Source organism: Pseudomonadota bacterium (assembly GCA_039024915.1).
Classification (GTDB): domain Bacteria; phylum Pseudomonadota; class Alphaproteobacteria; order Rhizobiales; family MH13; genus MH13.
Window position 1 is genome coordinate 1 of sequence record JBCCPK010000012.1, and the last position, 18,812, is coordinate 18,812.

The window sequence follows — 18,812 nt, forward strand, 5'->3', positions numbered from 1 at the left end:
ACAATGAGCATCGCCCTCACGGAGCAATCGGCAATAAGGTCCCCATGGACCTGATGAAATCGGAACACGCATCCAGCCCGTGTTCCTGATTTGGTCCAGAAAACCCAATGCCCGACCGAGGGCGCGTTGGGGAGCGCTTCAAACCGTGAACAGAGCTAGCTTATGACTGGGTACATTCAGGGGAGCAGGTCAGCGGCAAAGCCTACATAAGCTGGTCGATCAGCACGGTGCTAGGCTACCCTAAAATCACCCTGAAAACCGGGTGCCCGCCAGCGTCTTTTGGCTGTCAGTCCACGCAAAGATCAGGTCGTCAAACTGGTTGTGCGGGGCAGTTCCACGTACGTGTTTGGCACCAGCATGCATGGGTGTTCCCGGCACGTTCTCTTGAACTTGGACCTATTGGCTCGATCTCAAGCGTGAATGCTCATGAAGCTACTTCGCTCTGCGATAAATTAGAAAGGGCGCAACTAACGCCGCGCCCTTCAAATCAACTTGCCTGGTCAAACCCAGTTGTACGTCATCCAATTTGGATGATGCTGGCCGCAGTTTTGCAGCCGCGGTGGTCGACCGCCGTCTCAAGCAAGATTTTCTGACCGCTGAAACAACACCGCTCAAGCAGCAAGGCGACTGATGGATCGCTGAGAGCGCCTGCGAGAACGGCGCTTTGGTGACTGCCGTTGCATTGGCGCTGCACTCTTCCATGGGGCGCCTCCTGCCACCGCTATCTCGGCGCCAAGCACCTTCTCGATGGCTTTCAGTTCTTTCATCTCATCTGCCGTACAGAAGGCAACGGCGCTACCATCTCGACCCGCTCGAGCAGTTCGCCCGATGCGATGCACGTAGTTCTCAGCAACATTCGGGAGATCGAAATTGTAGACATGCCGCACGCCCGGAATATCGATCCCGCGTGCCGCAACATCTGTGGCAACAAGGATGGGTATTGATCCTGCACGGAAAGCGTTAAGCGCGCGATCGCGCTGACCTTGGCTTTTGTTGCCGTGGATCGATGCCGCCTCGAAACCCGCCCGGTCAAGAGATTTCGCCAAGCGATCGGCGCCATGCTTGGTGCGAGAAAACACCAGCGCACGCTCGTCTGGATGAGCACTCAGTAGCTTAACCAGCAGTTCCTGTTTTTTGTCCTTCGCCACAAAATGCAAGGCCTGGCTAACCTTGTCAGCGGCTTTGCCCGGAGGCGAGACTTCGACCCGCGCGGCATCGGAAAGGTAGTCGCGGGACAGCGTTTCCATCAACGGCGGCATGGTTGCGGAGAACATCATGGTCTGACGGTCGCGGTTCAGCATCGGCGCTATACGGCGAAGCGCATGGATAAAACCCATGTCCAGCATCTGGTCTGCCTCGTCCAATACGAGAAATCGCGTTTGGCTCAGATCGACGGCCTTGCGGTCCATCAGGTCAATCAGCCGGCCGGGCGTTGCCACTAGGATATCGGTACCGCGAGCCAGCTTATTCGCCTGAGTACCGATCGACTTGCCGCCCACCACAAGCATGATGCGCAAATCAGCCGAGAGGCCCTTTAGGTTTTCAACGATCTGGCCAGCAAGCTCTCGTGTTGGGGCAAGAACCAGCCCTCGAGCGCCTTTCGGGCGGGGCCGCTCCTGTTGTTTCGATAAGGCCACTACTAAGGGAATGCCAAAAGCAGCTGTTTTACCGGTGCCGGTCTGGGCGATGCCGAGCACATCCCGTGCCTGCAAAGCGTACGGAATGGCTTTTGCCTGGATTGGAGTAGGTTGGGTCAATCCTAGGTTCTTCAACCGGGAGACCATGCGGGCATTCAGCCCGAGTTCACAGAAGTTCATAAAGTTCCTTGCACGGACGTATGCGTCCGGTGGGGGCCAAGCAGCGCTGATCGCGTGCTGACCTGGGGGGTCACCACAGCAAAAGCGCCCGCACCTCATTGTGCCGGGCTCCTTGCCGGGTTCGCGTCCACCCTTCGTGATATGGGAAAACGATGCGTCAGGGCCGGGGCCGGGCAATAGCCCGCTTGCTCACGCGGCAAAGCAATGACGTCGTACTCATGTGGAGGGGATGAGAGCCATTGTCAATGAGAGGGTGGCAAACATCGCACTCATGTCGTGGCAGCTGTTCGGATCAGGACCTTTCGCACCTGGCGGCCAAGCGGACATAGGCTCGGCAACGGTTCGCGATCCAAAAAAGGGCGCGGCCAGATGTATGTGCTGTGGCGCCAAGCGGTGATGGGTTCGCGATGTCGACGGGGAATGGCCAGTTTCTTGCCCGTGCAAACCATGACCAAGCGCCAGCGTTACCTGCCTGGGACAATCATCTGCGCGCCATCGGCTCTAGCCACCAAACGTCTGAGCTAGAGACCAATCGATCGCCTCGACGATCTTCTCAGCCTCGCCCTTGGACAAGCACAAGGGCGGGGCGAGACCAATGATGTCGCCTTCAGGCATGGCCCGGGCGATCACGCCTTGGTCCAACATTTTTGCGACCACCGACGGGCCAACCTTTTGGGCCGGATCGAAGAAGGCCCGCGAGCTGCGGTCCTCGACGAGCTCGACGGCACAGAGCAGGCCTTCTCCTCGCACTTCACCGACATGGGCGTGATTGCCGATGGCGTCCGTCAGGGCTTGTTTGAGATAAGATCCGGTGTTGGCCGCGTTTGCGGGAAGGTTCAAATCGTCAACCAGTTTCAAGTTGGCGATACCAGCCGCCGCCCCAATGGGGTGGGCTGAGTAGGTCCAGCCATGGCCGATCGGGCCATTCTCGTCGGTACCCTGCTCAAGCACCGCCCATACGCGGTCGGAAATGATAGAGCCCGATAGGGGCGCGTAGGCAGACGTAAGCCCTTTCGCGATGGTGATGAAGTCCGGCTTCATGCCGCAGTGCGGCGACCCGAACATGGACCCCAAACGGCCAAAGCCAGTCACCACTTCATCGGCGATCAAGAGGATGTCATGCTTGTCTAGGATGGGTTGAATGGCATCCCAATAGCCCGGTGGTGGCGGCACCAAGCCTCCGGTACCGAGCGCTGGCTCGCCTATGAAGGCAGCAATCGTGTCCGCGTCCTCACGATCGATGAGCGCCTCCAGTTGGGCGGCGCAGTCGGCGACAAAAGCGGCCTCATCCATGCCAGTACAGGGACGCCGGTAGAAGTAAGGCGCTTGGGTGTGAATGACATTCTCAAGCGGCAGATCGAACTTCGCATGGAACAGCTTCAGGCCGGTCAGTGATCCCGTCATCAGACCCGACCCATGATAGCCGCGCCAGCGCGAGATGATCTTCTTCTTCTGCGGCCGCCCAAGAATATTGTTGTAGTACCAAACGAGCTTGATGTTGGTCTCGTTGGCATCCGAGCCGCTCAACCCAAAATAGACCTTCGACATGTGATCGGGCGCACGGTCGAGCACCATCTTGGCCAGCGTAATCGACGCCTCGGTCCCGTGCCCCGCATAGGCATGATAATAAGCCAATTCTCGGGCTTGATCGGCGATCGCCTCCGCGATCTCTTGGCGACCATAACCAACATTGACGCAGTACAAGCCGGCAAACGCGTCAAGCAGACGGTTGCCATCACGATCGTGGATGTAAACTCCCTCACCACCGGACATAATCCGGCTTGAGCTATCGCCGCGCGCATGTTGAGCGAGGTGGGTCGAGGGATGCATGAAATTGTCTCGATCCCATCGATCGAGAACGTCGTTGGGGAAGGTCTCAAGGCTCATCAATGCGCTCCTAAGAATGAAGACGGCCAGCGAAAGCAGGACACTTTGGGTTCGCTCATGGCGGCAACAGCGGCGGCAACACCTTCGCGCCCGATCCCTGAGGATCCTGTGCCGCCAAATGGCATGGCGTCGAGCCGATAGTCAGTGCTGTCGTTGACGATAACCGCACCCACGTCCAAGCCGCGAACGGCCTGGTGCGCATGGTCAAGCCGCTGGGTAAAAATCGCCGCTTGAAGGCCGAAAGGGGTCGCGTTGGCCTGGGCGATGGCATCATCGATGCTGTCCGCGACAAGCAGCGCGGTGATCGGGCCGAACACCTCATCGCGCAGGATTGGATCGTTGGGGTGCACGTTATCGAGAAACGTGGGCGCGCAGACGACACCTTCACGATGGCCGCCGGCAAGTAAAGTGGCCCCAGCTGCAACCGCGCTCTTTCCCATCGATTCCACGCGTATGGCCGCGTCTTCATCTATCATGCAGCCCATTTGCGTCTTCGGGTCTTTCTTCGACCCGGTCACAACGGCCTTGATCGCATCAGCCAGGCGATCGCGAAAGACTGGGTAGATGCCGTGGTGAACAATGATCCTCTGGACGTGCAAGCAGTTTTGACCCGCAGCGGCAATCGCGCCTGACAGGCAGGCCTCGATCGCCAGATCGAGGTCCGCATCATCCATCACGATCGTCGCGCAGTTGGACCCCAGTTCCATCACCAGCCGGGTGAGGCCTGCAGCCTGGGCGATCTTGCGGCCCGTCTCAAGGCCGCCGGTGAACGACACAAGGCGCACGCGATCATCGGCGAGTAAGGGCGGGACCAGGTCCGCGCCGTAGCCCGTCAGCACCTCAATGGCGCCCTCCGGCAGGTGCTGGCAAAGCGCTTCAGGCAACCAAAGGGCGGACAACGGCGTGGCTTCATGGGGCTTTAGGATGATGGGGCATCCTGCAGCGACCGCGGGACCAAGCTTGTGCGCCACAAGGTTTAGCGGGTCGTTGAAGGGCGTGATGCTGAGCACGACACCAACCGGCGTAGGCTCTGCCCATCCGGACCGGCCAGTGCCTGTCGGGTATTGGTCAAAGCGGATTATTTCGCCCTGCAGGCTTCGAGCAGCTTCAGCCGACAGCCGCAGCGTTTCGGCTGCGCGCTTCACCTCGCTGCGCGCTTCGGTGACCGTTTTGACGCCCTCGCTCGCGATGAGCGTCACGACAGTTTCTGCCTCTGTCTCGAGCTTCAAAGCGGTAGCGTGAAGCGCCGCCATGCGGGCATGCGTCGGAAGCGTTGCCATCCTGTCTCGAACTGCGCTTGAGCGGTCGAGCGCCGCAACGGCATCGCCGGCCTCAAGGGCTGGCACGGAACCAACCACGTCTCCGCTCTCGGGATCGGTCACGTCCATCAATGCAGCGAGTGATGCGGCAGACATTGATCGCCCGTTTTGCCATCTGGAAAAACCAACGATACAAAGGCTGTACGCCGATGGGCTTCAAATCAGTCTTATTGGCGCAGATTTTCTGCAAAAATGATACATGAGCGCTGAATTCATGCTTGAGCTTGACGATTTCGACCGCCGACTGCTGCGCATGATGCAACAAGACAACCGATTGACCGGGGACGCACTTGCCGAAGCCACTGGGTTGTCGCCAACGGCCTGCCAGAGGCGATTGAAAAAACTACGCGCCGCAGGCGTTATCGAGAGCGACGTTTCCATCGTCTCACCAAGGGCCGTCGGGCGGCCCCTTACTTTGGTCGTCACGCTCACGTTAGAGCGCGAGCGGGTCGATATCGTCGATGCTTTCAAACGCCTCGTGCGGGAAACGCCAGAAATTATGTCGGGCTACTATCTGACCGGAGAGGCGGATTTTTTGATGATCGTAACAGCGCGCGACATGGAAGATTTTGAGGCGTTTAGCCGCCGCGTGTTTTATGGAAGCCCACACATCAAGGGCTTCAAGACAATGGTCGTCATGGACCGCGTGAAAGCGTCTTACTCGGTACCGGTTTAGACAGCGATCACGTGACCTTCATCGGGAAACAGCGCCCGGACATGGCAGGCGATGGCCGTGTCTTGCGCGCCGGTGCCGGTCAGATCGCAGATGGTGATTGCCTCATCACTTGAACGGCCGGTTGTCGCACCAGACGCAAGCGCGCCCAGTTCCAGCGGTTCGCCACCCTTCCAATCACCCGAGGCAAGCGCCGCGCGTAACTCGCCAAGTGCCGCGCATTGGGCTGGCGCATCGCAGACATAGGCGTCGACGGCCGCCAACACAGGTGGCGCGATCTCATTCTTGCCCGCCTGATCGGATCCCATGGCCGTGATATGAAGGCCCGGATGGAGCATCTCCGCGGTGAGCAACGGTTCGCGTGATGGGGTTGTCGTCACGACGAGCTGAGACGCGCTCACGACATCCTCCACCGACGCTGCTGCCGAGAACGGCGCCCCTAAAGCTTCGCTCAAGTCGTCTGCGCACGCTTTCGCTTTACTGGCATCACGGCCCCAGACGAGACCACTCTTGAAGGGGCGCACCAGATGCGCCGCCTGCATCTGCAAACGCGCTTGGACCCCGGTCCCGAGCACGCCGGCCGTCTCGACCGATGACGGCGCGAGGTGGCGGGCTGCCACAGCGCCCGCGGCGGCGGTGCGCAGGTCGGTTAGATAGCCATTGTCGAGATAGACTGCTTCAACGAGGCCCGTCCGCGCTGCAAACAGCACCATCAGGCCATTGAGGCTGGGCAAGCCCAGTTGGGGATTGTTGAAGAAACCCGGGCTTACCTTGATCGCGAACCCCTCAAAGCCTGGGATGTAGGCCGTCTTGACGTCGACCTCGCCATGGATCTGAGCCAAGTCCATGGACAAGACCGGCGGCATGATCACCTTGCCTCCCGACAAAGCTACGAACGTGCGCTCGACGACATCAACCAAAACCGCATCGAGGCCGATGACCTCGCGCAGTTGCTGCTCCGTGACGATCTGAATGTCACGCGGCATAGCGACGTCCTCGGAGCGTCATGTTGCCAAGAACGACATTTTCGCCGGTCACCACTTGCGTAAACTGCGCCATGTCGACGTTCCTGCCGGTAATGATGGTACCGACGGGCCCATGGAGCGTCGGCAGTTTTCCGGCCAGCAAGGCAGCAATACCGACAACACATGCACCCTCCGCCACCAGCCGTTCTTCAAAATAGAGAACCTGCATGGCGTGCTGGATCTCCTCCTCCGTGACCAAAATCACGTCGTCGAGCAGATCGCGGCACATCGGGAAAGACAGCTGATTGTTGAGGCCGATACCGCCGCCAAGACTATCGGCGAGCGACACGTGCTCGGTCACTTCCACGGGATGCCCGGCTTGAAGAGATGCGTGCATGGCGGCGCCCCGATCCATCGACAAGCCGATGAGCTCAATGCGGGGATTGATGGCCTTTGCCGCGAGTCCGACGCCTGCTGCTAAGCCTCCGCCAGATAGAGGCATTAGCAGACAAGAAAGATCGGGCGCCGCCTCAAGCATCTCAACGCCAATCGTGCCCTGGCCCGCGATCACAAAGGGGTTGTCGAAGGGTGAGATCTCCACCAAGCGCTCATCTCGGGCAAGCCGTTCGCTCTCGCGTTGGGCATCATCTTGGCTCTGACCGACAATACGCACCGTCGCCCCCAAAGCACGGATTCCTTGGCGCTTCGTCTCGGGCACCAAGTTTGACATGCAGATAATCGCTTCGATACCAGCTCGTTGCGCCGCAAACGCAACGCCGCGGCCATGATTGCCGGTGGAGCAGCAGGTCACACCTTCGGTGTAGGCTGGAACCTGCGCGACTGCATTTACGGCACCGCGGAGCTTGAATGCGCCTATCGGCTGCATGTTTTCAAGCTTCAGCCAGAACGGGTATCCAGCATGTTTGCTGAGGTAGGGCGACACGAATTGAGGGGTCGCATCGGCAACGCCAGCGATGGTTCGACGGGCTGCCAATATATCGGCAAGTGATAGGGCCTGGACCACAGTTCAACCGGTTTGCCGGGCAGACGCGAGCATTTCGATCTCAGCGATCATCTCGTCGGTTGAACGGGTCCGGCAGTAATGGCCCTTCATCTGATCGATCGAGACGTCGTGCCGCCGCTCTTCGTTGGCCGCACAACAATCTTCGACCTGGGTCACTAAGAAGCCGCGATCGGCTGCGTCTCGAATGGCGCCTTCCACGCACTGATCAGTGCAGACGCCGTAGATGATCAGATATTCGATCCCGAGATTGCGCAGCACATATTCGATGTTGGTCGAATTGAAGATGCCGCTCGCTGTCTTCGGGATGACGATGTCGTTCGGCTCCGGTCCGACAGCGTCGATAACCTTCGCCTCCCATGAACCTTTCGGGAAAAACAGGTCCGAAATCTTATGGTCCAAACTCCGGTCCCGACCATCGAGCGTGTAGGCTTCGATGGTGGTGTAAATCACCTCAACGCCCGCCGCGCGGGCGGCTGCTTGCAAGCGCTGTTGGTTTGGGATGAGCACATCGCCAACACGGTTCAGGAAGTACTTCTCTCTGGCTTCGTGCGATATTGGGTCAGAAGCTAAACGTTGCCGGTCCGCCGTCCACTCTGCGTTTTGCATATCAACCGAGAGCAAGGCTGTTTTGGCCAGCTCAACCGCGCGCTCGCGGTAAGCACCGTGTGCGGCATCAATGGCGGGAACTGGCGTCGGCATCGCATGTCCTCATCGGATCGTTTCTGTTTGAGTTCGGGTCATTTTTGCCAACGCAGCGCGTCCAAGTTGGCGCCCGCGCCGGTCTTGTTGCGGACCTCTTCGAGCAGCTTCATGCGGGCAGAAGAGCGGTCTTTGTAGATATCAACCAGTGACGCGAGGATCGCGTCGGTTGCCGCGATTGCCGGCGCCAATGTGTCGAGTGGAGAGGTTGTCGCCACCGCCACCGGCAAGGTAACTTCTGCGAGCTCGCAAACGGGCGAAAGGTCCACATCGGTGATCAGGACCATCTTTGCCCCGCGCCCGCGAACGATCTCCGCGACCGCAAACATCTCTTCCTGGTAGCGCCGGAAATCGTACAGCACCAAAACATCGCTGCGCTTGATATCGCACAGCCTGTCGACCCAAAGGCCAGATGCCTGAGGGCTCAGGACGTGGACTTCGCCGCGCATCGTCGCGAGCTGAAAGGCGAGATATTGTGCGGCCACCGAGCTCCACCGTCCACCCAGGCAATAGATACGCCCGCGGCTAGCGGCGATTGTTTCAACGGCTTGTTTGATCGCGGTCGCAGCGGGATCGTCCTCAAGGCGCGCAATAGACGTTGCAAGGTCGGCGAGGATGCCGCCATCGGTGCCGCGTTTGTGATACCGGTCAAACAGCGCCAGCGGCGACGATTCATTGTCCTGAACCTCGCTGCGAATGGCGCGTTGGAAATCGTTGAAACGTTCAAAGCCAAGCCGCTTTGCAAACCGGGTCACCGTGGGTGCGCTCACCTCAGCGCGCTTTGCAATGTCCTCGATACCGCCAAGGGCTGAGATTGGATAACGCTCCGTAATGACTTTCGCGATCCGCCGCTCGCTGGCGGACAGCTGATTGAATTTTGCATCGATGAGACTTCGAACGATCAAGGGGCATATTCCTTCGCTGACAGTGACCAAATGGTCTGTCAGCTTCGATTGGTGCTGACGCCGGGCAGAAGTCCATCCGGCCGCAAAACCAATATCCCAACAATGATCGAAAGCGCTATCGCGTCGCGATAGGGCAACAGGGTCTCGGGCAAAAATGCCTGAAGATAGACCTCCACAATACCCAGCACAAAGCCGCCAATAACGGCACCGCCGAGCGAGCCAAGCCCGCCGACAACCGTTGCGATAAATGCTTTGAGCACGGGGATAGCCCCCATCAATGGATCAACTGATCCCCGTGTTGCCACCCACAACACGGCTGCTATCCCAGCCAAGGCGCCCGATATTGCAAAAGCGGTCGCGATAATCCGGTTGGCCGAAATACCCATGAGCCGCACAACGGCGAAATCCTCGGCCGCCGCGCGCATCGCGATGCCCGTGACGGAGTGGGTTAGCACCAGTCTCAAGGCGATTAGGGAAATGATCACAACTGCTATCGACAGGACCGAGACCATGCCAACGCGGACCGATCCGATCATGATGCTGTCCGTCAACCAATCAGGCAGGATAACGGCCACCGGGCGCGCTGAGATGCCAGTTTGAAACAGGACTTGGATGATCTGACTGACGGCAAAAGAAGTTATCAGAAGGGTCGTCACATCTGCGCCCCGCATCTGGCGGAAGGCGACCCGTTCCATCGACATGGATGCGGCGATGGCGGCAACCACACCAAACGCAATCGCAAGGCCGACTGGGAAGCCGCTGAGCAAGATGAACCATATGCCGTATCCGGTGACCGTCATCACCTCGCCATGGGCGAAGTTGATCAACCTGACGATTGAGAAGACGACCGCGAGCCCGAGTGCAAGAAGCGCATAAATGCCCCCAAGGCTCAGAGCGTTGATGGTCTGTTGAACAAAGAGCTCCATCGCGTCGACGTCTCCTACTGACCCAAGTAAGCGCCCTGTACGGCGCCGGAGTTTGCTACTTCCTCGGTCGTCCCCCGCACCGATGCACGCCCTTGGGCAAGCACCAACGCATGGTCGGCAATATCAAGCGACATGGGCACGTTTTGCTCGACAAGCAGGATAGTGATCCCTTCGTCCCGCAAAGAGCCAATAAGAACGAAGACCGCTTCAACAATTTGCGGCGCGAGCCCGAGTGATGGCTCGTCCATTAGAAGCAGTTTTGGCTCCGCCATGAGCGCGCGCGCAATCGCCAGCATCTGCTGTTCGCCGCCCGACATCAGACCGGCCTTTTGATTGCGGCGTTCAGCGAGGATGGGAAAGCGCTCCTGCATCCGCGCTGCCCGGCGGCGCAATTCAACTGGCGGCGCATGGACGGCCCCGCCAAGAAGGAGGTTCTCCGATACCGTCAAGCCGGCGAAAATCCTTCGGCCCTCAGGTACGAGGCCGATACCGGCCCGGGTGATGGCCTCAGGAGACTTTCCTTTCAGGCTTTGGTCTTCGAATTGAATGTCACCGCCCCAGACCGCGAGGCCAGAAATCGCCGCAAGGGTCGACGACTTGCCAGCCCCGTTCGCGCCCAAAAGCGCGACAATCTCGCCTTTGCCGACGCTGAGATCGAGGCCGCGAACGGCCTCGATCGCGCCGTAGCGCACCTGGAGGGCGGTGACATCCAACATCGACTTAGGGCGCTGGCATCGTCTCAGGATCGGCCAGCTGACGGCGGATGAAAACCTTCTCTCCACCCTCAATGCGCGCCAGAACAACTTCACGCATGGGCATCCGATTGGTGCCTTCAAACGTGAAGCTCGACATGATGCCAGGCGTCTCGCTGAGGTTGGCCAAAGCCACCCCGACTTCGGCTGAATCGGTTGAGCCGGCGGCCTGCACTGCCGCATCGATCATGCCGAGGATATCGCAGCCGTTCACCACGTAGTTGGTGTCAGCCACGGTCCCCGTCGCTGCTTCAAACGCTGCGTTGAACTCGGCATGGTCGCTCCCATCAGCTGCGTACCCGCCTGATGTGTGCACAATGCCTTCGACGACATCGCCAAGGCCGCGCACGGTCGGCGTATCAAGCACGTCGGCACCCATAACTGGGATGTCCACGCCCGCACCGCGCAGCGCGCGAATGAAGGCGGGGAAGTCGGGCTCCCATGCGGATGTCATGATGACATCGGGTTGAGGATCGAGGTTTTGGATGGTTGTCACGATCGCCGAGAAGTCCGGCTGGCCCATGCTAAACGATCCCTCCCCAAGCAAAGTTCCACCATTGGCTTCGAACGCGGCAGCGAAGTACCGCGGTCCGAACTGCGTGTAGGCGGCGTCCGGCGAGGTGAGAATCCAAGTGGATTTGTAACCTAGCTCCGCAGCGTAGGCACCGAGCACAGCGGCCTGCTGGTTATCGGCGGGGTAGCTGCCAAAGACATAGTCACCGGCCGATGTCAGGATTGGTGCCGTGCCAGCGAACGTCATAGTTGGGATTTGGGCCGGGCTCGTGATTTGACCCATCGCCATCGTCGGATCGCCATCCGGAGGTGCCACAATGAAGTTCACGCTAAGATCGACAAACTCTTGAGCAAACTTCACGGCCTCGGCGATGTCAGACCGGGTGTCGCGGACTTCGAGCCGGATCGGATACTGACCGGCAATGCCGCCTTCCGCGTTCTTCTGGTCGACGCAGTAGCTAAACCCATCGAACGAAGGCTGGCTGAACGGCGCGAGACCACCGGAGTTGGCGACCGCGACCCCAATGACATACTCATCATCGGCTAAGGCAGCGAATGGCATGCTCGCTGCCAGAACAGCCGCAATGGCTGTTGTTCCAAGATAGTGCTTCATGACTTCCCCTTCTGTTTTCAAGCAACGTTGGAAGACTGGGCTGCATGAAGCCCGGCCTGGGTGGCGCGCGTCCCGAGATAAGACCCGATGACGGCAGGGTCCTTTTGGACCTCCTCCGGGGTCCCATCGGCGATGAGGATCCCACGGTTCAAAACGACCACGCGGTGGCAAAGCTCCATCACAAAGGTGAGGTCGTGATCGATGAGAAGAAGACCGATGCCGCGGGTCGAAGCGATGTCGCGCAGGCGCGCGCCCAAATCGGCGGTCTCGGCCGGATTCATGCCGGCCGCCGGTTCATCAAGCAGCAAAAACGATGGCGACTGAGCGAGCGCTCGAGCGATCTCTAAGCGGCGGCGGGCGCCATACGACAGATCGCCCGAACGCCGGGTGGCCTCCTCGAAGATGCCCATCAACGACAGTTCACGAGCGGCGACCTCGCGCGCACGCCGCATTGGCAAGCCGCGCGCGAGACCGGCAACAATGACGTTCTCTTCGACGGTTAGGTTTGAGAACAAGCGGATGTTCTGAAACGTTCGACCGACACCCAGCCCGGAGACGCGATAGGGAGGCGCGCTATCGATCTGCGCATCGCTAAGCCACACGCCACCAGATGTTGCGGCGGACGCGCCGCCTATGGCGTTGACGAGGGTAGACTTGCCGGCGCCATTGGGCCCGATGAGCCCTGTGACCGAGCCCACCGGTACCTTGAAAGAGACATCATCGAGCGCGACCAACCCCGAGAACGTCTTTCCAACCTTCTCAATTCGCAGGTCTGGCGCTTCGCTTTGATCGACCGTTCGGGCCGGCGTCGGATCGACCTCGACCCGCTTGGGCCACGTCCAGCGTTCTGCGAGCTCATAGCGCCCCATCAGCCCGTCGCGGCGGTATTTCAACACGGCGAGCATCGCGAAACTAACGCCGAGCACTTGGAGGCCGAACAGATCAGGCAGTTCGTACCCTGCAATGACGGCGCCGCCTTCGAAACGCTGAAGGACCTCTCGAATGCCCATCACGAGCACGACGCCGCCAACGGCCCCAGTAACCGTACCCATGCCGCCCAAAATGAGCATGGCAACAAAACCGAATGTCGTCGCGAGATAAAAGTCGCGTGGGCTGAACGCGCCGAGCATGTGGCCGTAAAGCGCACCCGCGAGGCTGGCCATAATCCCCGAGGCCACCCAGGCAATCAGCCGCGCCTTATAGGGCCAAACCCCCAGCGCGGATGCGGCAACCTCGTCATCCCGGATGGCGCGCAACGCCAACCCATACCGGCTCTCGCGGAACAGCCTGGCCGCAACAATGAACAAGCAGGCCGCACCGGTTGCGACATACACGTCGGTGTATCGGGGAATGCCAAAGAAGGCCTGGTTGCCCCGCGTGAATTCGACGGCAGCGGCGAGGGTTGAATAGATAATGATCACAAAGCCCAGTGTTGCGATCGCCCCCGACGCGCCGTTTAGCCGTGAGATCCCAAGCCCGGAAATCAGGGCCAAGAGGCCGCCTACGATTGCGACAACTACCAAAGCCCCGGGGAGCGCCAACTCATAGCCGCCCAGAATGGCCGGCAAGTTGGGCAGATTGAGATTGAGCATGGTCGACGGCATCGTGATCCAAGCCGACACATACGCCGCCACACCCATAAAGGCGGTATGGCCGAACGAGACGACCCCTGAGTTTCCGCTGAAGACCTGAAACGCAAGAACGGCACAGACGTTGACGGCGAAGAATGTCGCGATCCGAACCCCGGGCAGGCCCGGAAGCATGGCCAACAGGCCAATGCCGCCGACCACAACAGCCGCCAAAAGCGCTGCTTCTGCGAGAGGTTTGAACGGGGATTGAACTGTCAGCTGCATTGGACCTCGCGTAAGTCAACGCAAGGCAATCGCTATTTTTTAACCTTGTCAATGCATTTTCTTTATGTCCTAATTTTGATGAATATAAAAATGAATATTCATAAGGCAATTGCCTAACGTGTGGGCACAAGGCGAGGATTTTCGGTGGTAACGCTCCTTCAGGCGGACGAGCCCGAGCCGTTCTCAATCTATAATGAAGATGGTCAGAGCCCGTTTTTGCTCACCGGTGACCACGCGGACAATCTGGTCCCAAAGGCACTCAATGCGCTGGGGCTGCCACCGGAAGAGCTGACACGCCATATTGGGATCGACGTGGGCGTTAAGCCCATGGGGCGCATCCTGGCCGACTTGTTGGACGCAGCCTTCCTGTTCCAACCCTATTCGCGCCTTGTCATCGACTGCAACAGGCCGCCGCATCAAGCCGACGCAGTTCCAGCCGTCAGTGACGGTATACGGGTTCCAGGCAACCTAAACCTGAGCGAGGCCGAGCGAGCGGTCCGCGTGCGCGAGATATTCGACGTCTACCACGCGCGGTTTATCGATGTCTTGCGTCGTCGAGACGAGGTAGGGCAACCGACGGTTCTCGTCGCATTGCACAGTTTCACGCCCCGCCATGGCGATTTTCCGGAGCCTCGACCGTGGCATGTCGGTGTTTTATGGAACCGTGATTTCCGCTTGGCTGATCCTCTGATCAAGCATCTAAGGACCGAACCTGATCTGATCGTGGGAGAAAACCAGCCCTATCGGGTTTCCGATGAGCTGGACTACGCCATTCCTGTTCATGGCGAGGCGCGCGGCATCGTGTCCGTCGAGCTTGAGGTGCGCCAGGACCTCTTGGTTGATGAGGCGGGATGTCGGGTGTGGGCAAACCGTTTGGCGCGCGTTTTGCGTGCAGCGTTGACTGATGTTGACGCGAGACTGACTCACGACATGGTGACATGATGGCCGAGCACTTCTGTTTCATTGGAAACCAAGAACTTAATGGCATTGTCCGCGGGCGATCCGTTCCGTCGGCGCGCCGCCAAGCCGCGCTCGAAGGCGGATTGCCGTGGGTCCCAGCGAACATCACGATCGGCGCGCTCAACACGTTGCCGCCAGATAATCCATTTGGACCCGTTGGCGAGATCCGGCTCATGCCGATCCCTGACGCCACCATCACGCTCACTGACGGTAACAAACCCGCTTACGACATCACCTTGTGCGAGTTTGCACAGAGCGATGGCTCACCCTGGACATGCTGCCCCCGAACCGCCCTGAAGTCTGCGGTGGCGGATCTCGAGGCGAAAACAGGCCTCACACTCAAGCTTGCCTTTGAGCATGAGTTCACTGTTCGGGGGCTCGACAACTCCGACCATATAGCGTTCTCGCCGTCTGCCGGCAGGCTGGGGGCGCCGCTGGCCGAGCGCGTGCTCAGCGTCCTCGGAGGCGCGGGGTTCACCTTGGACCAATTTGTCGCCGAATATGGTCCGGGCCAGTATGAGATCGCTGGGCAACCCGCAGGGCCGCTGGAGGCCGCCGACCGCACCGTCCTGACCTTGGAGGCCATTCGAAACGTCGCTGGAGACTTGGGTCTTCAAGCGAGCTTCCTGCCGAAGCCAGCCATGGATCAGGTCGGCAACGGCGTTCATGTGCACTTTTCACTGTGGCGAGGCGATGACAACGTGACGGTCCAAAACGAGTGGGTCGAGGGACACGCTGGTGCGTTCCTATCTGGCCTGCTTAAAGCAGCCAATGCGCTCACCTTCTTATCTGTCACGTCGCCCAACTCCTATGAGCGCTATAAGCCCCAACACTGGGTTGGAACTTACATTTGTGCCGGTTTGCGCAACCGTGAAGCGATGGTTCGTGTCGTGCCCCGACAGCAAGGCGGCGATGGAACATACCCTGGTGCCTCAATGGAGTTTCGGACCAGTGATGCCACCGCGAACGTTTACCTAATGCTTTCGGCGCTCATCCGTGCCGGGCTCGATGGCATCGAAAGGGGGCTTTTATCACCCACCAGCGTTGATCGGGATCCGGCCACCATCGCCGAGCAAGAACTTCGGGCTATGGGCTTGTCCCACTTGCCGACAGCAATGGACGAGCTGTTGACCGATGAGGTGCTCATAAAGGTTGAAGGATGGCTTGGTCCAGACCTGACCGCAGCCTACATCTCATGCCGTCGCAACGACGCCCGGCATGCCCAAGACCTCGACTTTGAGGAGATGGCTCGGCGGCTCTTGACCGTCTACTGACCCTGGCGTGACGCGGTCTTTGTGGCCGCTCCTGATTGTCGGGAACAAGGCCGATGTGGTTGCTTACCAGTAACGCTTGAGCACAAGCTGGTCATCAGGAAGGTGCTGGTTATAGCTATTTAAGCGACAACGCCACTTGGGCCTCCAACTCGGGCAAAATTCCTATTTCAATTGGCTTGCTTTACCTGTCGTAAGCCCCCGCACCGCACAGTGTCCACTATCGCCGAGTACAGGCGGTATACTGCAGGGAAGATTAAGCGAACGCCGCACACCGTAATGCCAAGCTGGTCCGCTGGTGGCGGCGAAGCCGACATAACTCCCATCGAAGCGCTCGTCAAAGACTGCCCGCCCCGACCGTCTGGCGGGTTCAATAGCCTTTGCACCTCAAATCCTTCCTTCCGCGGCCAATTGGTCCTTCAACAGTTTTTGATAAGCGGCGTGTGCCTCCTCGTCGAAAACCGCGCTCTTGGCATAGTAGATGAAACCAAGCGCCCGACGTGACCGCGTTGAAGATGTATTCGCGCCTGCCCAATGAACGGTCTTCGCATCATGGATGAGGAACGTTCCGGGGCCACCTGGCATCGCGACAGTATCAGCGTGATCGGCTTGCGTTCCGAAGTCAGTAATCGCCTGCGAGAACCCCAGAACGCCGCTTGGAGCATGCGGGCGAAAACCCTCCTGCCGGTGCGACCCGCGCACGTAGTGAACGCAGCCATTTTCCTCATAAACCGGCTCGAGCGCCAGCCAGCCAGTGACGGCACGGCACGGGTTGAGATGGAAGAAGTAGCCGTCCTGATGCGGTGGGGTCGGCTTTCCGATGCCAGGGGGCTTGTTGAAATACTGCATGTTCACGGCCCGAACCGGCTCGCCAAGCACGGTTTCGGCAACCTCCCTGATCTGGCTTTGCTCGATCAGTTCCTCCGCCCATGGATCATACTCGAACATCTTTTGCAGCTGCTTGATGCTCGAGGGGTCCTCAGGGTCTTCGCGATACACCCGGTCAGCGGGCATAGCGGGAACGACCGCGGATAAGAAACGATCGAGCTGCTTGTTCACCTCGACCATCTGCTCACCATCGAGCAGAGGATGGAACGCAGCAAAGCCGTCGGCATCGAACGTGGCTTTAGTCTTCTCCGGGCTTGCCGGGTCGCGTGCCGCGTTCATGAGCGCTCTCCTTGTCAAACGCCGCGGTGGCATCGAACTGCCCTGACCCTGTTCGCCATTGTCCATTAAACTTGGCGACGCAGTCGCGCAGCGGATCATCAAGACGGGCGGTTTCGGCAATCATGGCGAGGCGGCATGCTTGAAGGGTTTCTGCCGCGGCAGGGTCATCTGCCAGATTGTGCAATTCGGCCGGATCGGCGTTCAGATCGTACAGTTCGTCATCATCGCCGGGCGTGAAGATGAATTTCTCGCCCCCTTCGAAGATCATCGCCCGCTGGGAATACAGAAAGCGCAGGCCATGGTACTCGACGAGCAAAGCCTGCCGGCCTTCTGACTCGGGTTGCTCAAGGCTCGGCTTCACGCTGACGCCGTGTCGATCGGGGCATTTCATGCCCAACAGATCAAGTGCAGTCGGCAGGATGTCCATGTTCGATACAAGCTGCGAGCGTGGCCCGCTTGCTATGCTCCTGTGCCGCAAGAGAAGCGGAATCTTGATCGCCTCCTCATAGAGCAAGCCCTTGTCGATCAGGCCGCCATGGGCGCCGGTCATGTCGCCATGATCGGAGGTGAAAACGACGAGCGTGCCGTCCGCCAATCCGCTGGTGTCGAGCCAATCGAGCAACCTGCCGATCTGTGCATCAAGCATGGCCATATGATCGCAGTAATGGCCGATATAGGCGATCAACTCCGCTTCCGTCCGCGGATGCAGGCGGTAGAAATCGTCGCGTTCGCGCGACACCCGCCGTGGCTTGGCCATCAGATCGTCTGCAAAGTTAGGCCACGCTTCGATTGCCGACCGATCAGTCACTCCGCGATACTCATGGGCAACGAGATGGGGTTGGTGCGGGTCCCAGTACTGAACCGTCGCGAAGAACGGCTCATCGCGCTCGGCGTAGTCCGATAGAAGGGCGATGGTGCGCTCGGTCAGGTAATAGGAGGGCGTTGAGGCGACTGAGCCGAGCCAATCACCCGCCAGCATAGTCTGCTGATCAGGGTTGAGGAAAACCGTGGGTCGAACGGAATATTTCAGCCCGGCGCTCGCAAGGTAAGCCTGAAACTCAGGCGTTTGGGTAACGCTGCCATAGCCGGCAAGGTCCATCCCCTCAAAGCCGAACGCACCAGGCCCCTTTTTGGTGCCAACATGCCATTTGCCGATGAAGCCGGTTCTGTATCCCGCCTCACGAAAAACATGGTGGAGCAGCCGGGAGGGGTCATGCAGCTCCGTCGCGAGGCTGTGGTACATATCGCAGTTTGTGCCCATGCCGTGCCGGAAAGCGTAGTCGCCTGTGAACATCGACGCGCGAGCAGGCGAGCACAGCGGGCAGGTCGAGTAAGCGCGTGTGAAGCTGGCACTGTCTGCGTAAAGCGCATCGAGCGCGGGGGTTTGCGCGGGCACTGTCTTGCCCGGTCCAGCCACGTCGGATCGCATTTGATCGACGCCGATGAGAAGAATATTGCGAAAGCTCAT

The 18,812-nt window shown here is 59.4% G+C and carries 16 protein-coding genes; 3 read left to right on the plus strand and 13 right to left on the minus strand.

What is annotated here, in order from left to right; genetic code table 11:
- Positions 1-611: 611 nt before the first annotated feature.
- From AAF739_17075 to AAF739_17085, 3 genes are all read right to left on the minus strand, one after another.
- The gene (locus AAF739_17075; GenBank protein MEM6384387.1) at positions 612-1,817 is read right to left on the minus strand and encodes a DEAD/DEAH box helicase; all 1,206 of its coding nucleotides are present in this window, start codon (positions 1,815-1,817) and stop codon (positions 612-614) included.
- Between the two features lie 501 nt (positions 1,818-2,318).
- A complete protein-coding gene (locus AAF739_17080; GenBank protein ID MEM6384388.1) occupies positions 2,319-3,704 on the minus strand; it encodes an aminotransferase class III-fold pyridoxal phosphate-dependent enzyme in 1,386 nt (461 codons plus the stop codon).
- Positions 3,704-5,119, minus strand: a complete 1,416-nt coding sequence (locus AAF739_17085; protein ID MEM6384389.1) for an aldehyde dehydrogenase family protein — start codon at positions 5,117-5,119, stop codon at positions 3,704-3,706. Before AAF739_17085 ends, AAF739_17080 begins: the two co-directional genes overlap by 1 nt.
- A 118-nt stretch (positions 5,120-5,237) precedes the next feature.
- Between AAF739_17085 and AAF739_17090 the strand changes: the two genes are divergently transcribed.
- A complete protein-coding gene (locus tag AAF739_17090; GenBank protein ID MEM6384390.1) occupies positions 5,238-5,699 on the plus strand; it encodes an Lrp/AsnC family transcriptional regulator in 462 nt (153 codons plus the stop codon).
- On the opposite strand, the gene AAF739_17095 is transcribed toward AAF739_17090, so the two are convergent.
- From AAF739_17095 to AAF739_17130, 8 genes are read right to left on the minus strand one after another with little or no spacing between them, the layout of a single operon-like run.
- Complete coding sequence (locus tag AAF739_17095; protein MEM6384391.1) at positions 5,696-6,682, minus strand: cyclodeaminase; 987 nt, start codon at positions 6,680-6,682, stop codon at positions 5,696-5,698. The genes AAF739_17090 and AAF739_17095 overlap by 4 nt on opposite strands.
- Positions 6,672-7,685, minus strand: coding sequence for a hydroxyectoine utilization dehydratase EutB (eutB, locus tag AAF739_17100; GenBank protein MEM6384392.1), 1,014 nt, complete (start codon positions 7,683-7,685; stop codon positions 6,672-6,674). Before eutB ends, AAF739_17095 begins: the two co-directional genes overlap by 11 nt.
- Before the next feature lie 3 nt (positions 7,686-7,688).
- Positions 7,689-8,384: an isochorismatase family cysteine hydrolase gene (locus tag AAF739_17105; protein MEM6384393.1), complete on the minus strand. Its 696-nt coding sequence runs from the start codon at positions 8,382-8,384 to the stop codon at positions 7,689-7,691.
- Between the two features lie 38 nt (positions 8,385-8,422).
- A complete protein-coding gene (locus AAF739_17110; protein MEM6384394.1) occupies positions 8,423-9,289 on the minus strand; it encodes a MurR/RpiR family transcriptional regulator in 867 nt (288 codons plus the stop codon).
- A gap of 38 nt (positions 9,290-9,327) precedes the next feature.
- Positions 9,328-10,215, minus strand: a complete 888-nt coding sequence (locus AAF739_17115; protein MEM6384395.1) for a branched-chain amino acid ABC transporter permease — start codon at positions 10,213-10,215, stop codon at positions 9,328-9,330.
- 14 nt (positions 10,216-10,229) lie between these two features.
- A complete protein-coding gene (locus AAF739_17120) occupies positions 10,230-10,931 on the minus strand; it encodes an ABC transporter ATP-binding protein (GenBank protein MEM6384396.1) in 702 nt (233 codons plus the stop codon).
- A gap of 4 nt (positions 10,932-10,935) precedes the next feature.
- On the minus strand, positions 10,936-12,093 hold the full coding sequence (locus AAF739_17125; GenBank protein ID MEM6384397.1) for an ABC transporter substrate-binding protein: 1,158 nt from the start codon (positions 12,091-12,093) through the stop codon (positions 10,936-10,938).
- A 17-nt stretch (positions 12,094-12,110) separates the two neighbouring features.
- Positions 12,111-13,946, minus strand: coding sequence for a branched-chain amino acid ABC transporter ATP-binding protein/permease (locus AAF739_17130; GenBank protein ID MEM6384398.1), 1,836 nt, complete (start codon positions 13,944-13,946; stop codon positions 12,111-12,113).
- 144 nt (positions 13,947-14,090) lie between these two features.
- Between AAF739_17130 and AAF739_17135 the strand changes: the two genes are divergently transcribed.
- Together AAF739_17135 and AAF739_17140 are read left to right on the plus strand one after the other, a co-directional pair.
- Positions 14,091-14,888: an N-formylglutamate amidohydrolase gene (locus AAF739_17135; GenBank protein MEM6384399.1), complete on the plus strand. Its 798-nt coding sequence runs from the start codon at positions 14,091-14,093 to the stop codon at positions 14,886-14,888.
- A complete protein-coding gene (locus AAF739_17140) occupies positions 14,885-16,180 on the plus strand; it encodes a glutamine synthetase family protein (protein MEM6384400.1) in 1,296 nt (431 codons plus the stop codon). The genes AAF739_17135 and AAF739_17140 overlap by 4 nt, the downstream gene beginning before the upstream one ends.
- Positions 16,181-16,564: 384 nt before the next feature.
- On the opposite strand, the gene AAF739_17145 is transcribed toward AAF739_17140, so the two are convergent.
- Positions 16,565-17,344, minus strand: coding sequence for a phytanoyl-CoA dioxygenase family protein (locus tag AAF739_17145; GenBank protein ID MEM6384401.1), 780 nt, complete (start codon positions 17,342-17,344; stop codon positions 16,565-16,567).
- Positions 17,304-18,812, minus strand: coding sequence for a sulfatase-like hydrolase/transferase (locus AAF739_17150; protein MEM6384402.1), 1,509 nt, complete (start codon positions 18,810-18,812; stop codon positions 17,304-17,306). Before AAF739_17150 ends, AAF739_17145 begins: the two co-directional genes overlap by 41 nt.